The sequence below is a fragment of the Bradyrhizobium sp. P2_E8 genome (genome assembly GCF_056403875.1).
Map to the genome: position 1 here is coordinate 1 of NZ_JBFUES010000823.1, position 3,435 is coordinate 3,435.

General features: G+C 65.3%; 3 protein-coding genes. All 3 read left to right on the top strand.

Features of this window, described 5'->3' with window-relative positions; all coding sequences use genetic code 11:
* Position 1: 1 nt before the first annotated feature.
* A complete protein-coding gene (locus tag AC1D00_RS32495; RefSeq protein ID WP_477013479.1) occupies positions 2-1,219 on the top strand; it encodes an acetyl-CoA C-acyltransferase in 1,218 nt (405 codons plus the stop codon).
* On the top strand, positions 1,216-2,499 hold the full coding sequence (locus AC1D00_RS32500) for a 3-hydroxyacyl-CoA dehydrogenase (protein ID WP_477013480.1): 1,284 nt from the start codon (positions 1,216-1,218) through the stop codon (positions 2,497-2,499). Before AC1D00_RS32495 ends, AC1D00_RS32500 begins: the two co-directional genes overlap by 4 nt.
* Positions 2,500-2,696: 197 nt before the next feature.
* Positions 2,697-3,435: hypothetical protein (locus AC1D00_RS32505; protein ID WP_477013481.1), on the top strand; the 739-nt coding region annotated here is incomplete at its 3' end.

A 3,435-nucleotide genomic window follows, 5' to 3' on the forward strand; every position in this document is an offset into this window, starting at 1 on the left:
GATGCGCGAAGCTGTGATCGTTTCGACGGCGCGGACGCCGATCGGCAAGGCCTATCGAGGCGCGTTCAACAACACGACGGCGCCGACGCTGGGAGGCCACGTCATTCGCGCGGTCGTCGAGCGCGCCGGGCTCGATCCGGCCGAGGTCGACGATGTGGTGATGGGCGCCGCCCAGCAGCAGGGGACCTCCGGCAACAACGTCGCCCGTCACGCTGCGCTACGCGCCGGACTTCCCGACAGCGTCGCCGCGATGTCGATCGATCGCAAATGCTCGTCCGGTCTGATGGCGATCGCGACTGCCGCGAAATACATCATCAATGACGGTGCACCGGTCGCGATCGGCGGCGGCCTGGAATCGATCAGCCTGGTGCAGAACGACAAGGTCAATCGCTACCGCGCGTGGGACGATTGGATCCTCCGCCACGCCACGGGTCTCACGAGCCCGATGATCGAGACGGCCGAGCTGGTCGCGGAGCGCTACGGCGTCAGTCGCGACGCCCAGGACGACTATGCCCTGCGATCGCAGCAGCGGACGGCGACAGCGCAGGCCGAAGGCCGCTTCGACCGGGAAATCGCGCCGCTCACGACCGAGATGACGGTCATGGATCACGCCGGCGGCGAAATCGCCAGCAGGGAGGTTACGCTGACGCGGGACGAGGGCAATCGTCCGCAGACCACCCGCGAGGATCTCGCGAAGCTCAAGCCCGTGTTCGCCGGCGGGCGCTTTGTCAAGCAGGGGCGATTTGTCACCGCCGGAAACGCCTCGCAACTGTCCGACGGCGCCGCAGCAGTGCTCCTGATGGAAGCCGCGGAGGCGGAGCGGCGTGGTCTGGAGCCGCTCGGCGCCTATCGCGGCATGGCGGTCGCCGGTTGTGCGCCGGAGGAGATGGGCATCGGCCCCGTCTTCGCGGTACCCAAGCTGCTCGAACGCAACGGACTGCGGATCGACGATATCGACCTCTGGGAACTGAATGAGGCTTTCGCCTCGCAGCTGCTGTATTGCCGCGACCGGCTCGGCATTCCCGATGAGCGGCTCAACGTCTCGGGCGGCGCAATCGCGATCGGTCACCCCTATGGCATGACGGGCGCGCGCTGCGTCGGACATCTGATGCACGAAGGGAGGCGCCGCAAGGCCCGCTACGGCGTGGTGACGATGTGCTGCGCCGGCGGCATTGGTGCCGCCGGCCTGTTCGAGATTTTTCACGGGGGGACTGCATGAGCCAGCGTGAGCTCGATGTGTCGAAGGTACAGCAGCACATCCTCGCCGCCGAACGCGATGCGGCGCGGATCGATGGTGTGAGTGCCGATACACCGCGGATTCCGATCGAACGCGTCGGCATCCTCGGCGCCGGTACGATGGGGGGCGGCATCGCCATGAACTTCCTGTCGATCGGCATTCCCGTGACGATCGTCGAGCGTGACCAGGTTTCGCTGGAGCGGGGCCTCGCTGCGATCCGCCGAAACTACGAGCGCGGCGTAAGCCGCGGCCGCCTCGCCGCGGAAGACGCCGAGCGTGCGCTGGCATTGCTGACGCCGAGCCTCGTCATCGACGACCTTGCGGACAGCGATCTCATCATCGAGGCCGTGTTCGAGAGCATGGCGGTCAAGAAGGATGTGTTTCGCAAGCTTGATGCGATCGCCAAACCGAACGCCATCCTGGCGTCGAACACCAGCCGGCTCGACATCGACGTGATTGCCGCGGAGACGCGCCGGCCCGAGGCGGTGATCGGCCTGCACTTCTTCTCGCCGGCGAACGTCATGCGGTTGCTGGAGATCGTGCGTGGGGCGAAGACCGGGCCGTCGCAGCTTGCGACCGCCATGGACCTCGCCGGACGGATCGGCAAGATCGCCGTCGTTTCGGGCGTCTGCCCGGGGTTCATCGGCAATCGCATGCTTGGCCGGCGACAGGCGCAGGCGCAGAGGCTGATCCTCGAAGGCGCAAGACCCTGGGATGTCGATCGCGTGCTGACCGAATTCGGGTTTCCGATGGGACCGTTCCAGATGAGCGATCTGGCGGGCCTCGATCTCGGCTGGCGGCGCGAGACCTCGAAGGGCGAAAGCATTCGCGATCTGTTGTGTGAACGCGACCGCCGCGGCCAGAAGACGTCGAAGGGCTACTACGACTACGACGCAGAGCGGGTCGCGACGCCGTCGCCGGAAGTCGAGGCACTCATTGCCGAGTTTGCAAGGAGCCGCGGCTATCGTTCGCGTCAGGCCACGGACGATGAGATCCTGGAGCGGCTGCTCTATCCCATGATCGACGAGGGCATGAAGATCCTCGATGAGGGTATCGCGCAGCGCGCGTCGGACATCGATTTGGTCTGGCTCAATGGCTACGGTTGGCCTGCGCACACGGGAGGCCCGATGTTCTGGGCGGAAAGCGTCGGGCTTGGCCGCATCGCCGCGCGTCTTCAACGCCATGCCGACAAGCTTGGCCCGGATGGCGTGCTGTCGTCGCGGCTCGCACGCATCGCCGCGTCGGGCGGGCATGCGAACTGATCCCCGGGTTGGCGGATATTTCCATATCCATGGAAGTGCACGTACGTCCCGCGCAGATGAGGCGGAACGCGATCAGTGACGATAGGATCGATGCCATGGCCGGCATTGGTCACCTGGTTGTGGTGGCTGATCGCAAAAGAGCCCGTCGCAACAATCGCGCGTGACCGCAGCAGCCACGCCACAGGGAAACGCACCGGATGTCTGAGGATGTTATCGCCGCGTCGCGACCTGTCACGACCGCGAACTCCGGCTCTCGCACGCTGACGCTCAGTGCGTGGTCCTGGGTCGGCTACGAGGCGACGCGGATCCCGTATCTGGTGCTGCTCAAGATCTACATCTTTGCGCCCTATGTCAGCAAGATCATGATCGGCGATCCCGTGCTTGGGCAGACGCTGTTTGCTCGATACGGCTTTGTTGCAGGTTTGGCCGGCGCCGTGACAGTGCCGTTTCTCGGCGCCTCGCTCGACCGGATGGGCCCGCGAAAGCCGTGGATCACGGCCTGCATCCTGATCTCGTTGCCGCTACTGGTCAGCCTGTGGTGGGCGAAGCCGGACCGCAGCGGATTGTCGGTCCATGCCGTGCTGGTGATCGTGATGGCGCTCAATCTGTTGTTCGTCTATTCCGAGATCCTGCATAACGCGATGTTGGGACCGGCGGTCGGGATGTCGCGGGTTGGCCGCTACTCGGGTGTCAGCCTGGGGGTCGCAAATCTCGTGTCCGTCGCCATCATGACGTTCCTGTTGTGGGGATTTGCGCTTCCCGGGCAGTTGCATTGGTTCGGGATCCCCGACGTGCCGCTATTTGGCTTCTCGCAGGCAAGCCACGAGATGGAGCGATCGATCGGGCCTCTGATCGCAGCGCTCGGCTGCGTCGGCCTGTTGATGCTGCTTCGCTTCACCATCGACGCGCCGGCATCGGGCGAGACCTTCCTGAGGG